The organism is Corynebacterium sp. HMSC27B11 (assembly GCF_001815985.1).
Classification (GTDB): Bacteria; Actinomycetota; Actinomycetes; order Mycobacteriales; family Mycobacteriaceae; genus Corynebacterium.
This window is the reverse complement of record NZ_KV823547.1, coordinates 1-846: the sequence shown is the minus strand read 5'-3', so window position 1 is coordinate 846 and position 846 is coordinate 1. Positions and strand designations below refer to the sequence as shown.

The window sequence follows — 846 nt, the reverse complement described above, 5'->3', positions numbered from 1 at the left end:
TGTACCCAGAGCTGCACTACCTAACCTCCGGCCTGCGCGGCACGGCGGATAAGGCCGGCGATCGGGAGTACCTGAACCTGTGGGCCGGGGAGAATTATGAACTCACGCGACCGGGGCCAGCTGCGGCGATCGTCGCGGAGCTGACTCCGTAGGAAACGAAAAAGGGAGGGCCACCCTGGTTGGGTAGCCCTCCCTTCGCTATGAGCGCGTGACGAACGCGCTGCAGTATCACGCTGCCCCGCGGGCTCCGCGGGCAGCTAGAGGGTTTTAGTCGCCGATCTGGTCGCGGCCGCGCTTGACCAGCAGCGGATCCGGCTGGCCCACGACCTCGTGATCCTTGCCGGTGTACTCGAACTTGCTGAGCACGTAGCGCATCGCGTTGATGCGGGCGCGCTTCTTATCATTGGACTTAATGGTGATCCACGGGGACTCGTTGGTGTCCGTGTAGCGGAAGGTTTCCTCCTTCGCCCGGGTGTAGTCATCCCAGCGGTCCAGAGATGCCAGGTCCATCGGGGAAAGCTTCCACTGGCGGACCGGGTCGACCTGGCGGATCGCGAAGCGGGTGCGCTGCTCCTTCTGAGTCACGGAGAACCACAACTTGGTCAGGGAGATGCCGGAGCCCATGATCATGTTCTCGAGCATCGGGACTTCGCGCATGAACTCGGCGTGCTGCGCGTGGGTGCAGAAGCCCATGACGCGCTCGACGCCGGAACGGTTGTACCAGGAGCGGTCGAAGAACACGATCTCGCCGCCGGCCGGGAAGTGCTGGATATAGCGCTGGAAGTACCAGCTGGTGGACTCCCGCTCGGTCGGCTTCTCCAGGGCGACGGTGCGCGCACCACGGGG

At 64.2% G+C, this 846-nt stretch carries 1 pseudogene; it reads right to left on the bottom strand.

Annotated elements, in window-relative coordinates:
• Positions 1–267 precede the first annotated feature (267 nt).
• Positions 268–846: pseudogene (locus HMPREF3097_RS02440) on the bottom strand (polyphosphate kinase 2); the annotation flags it as partial.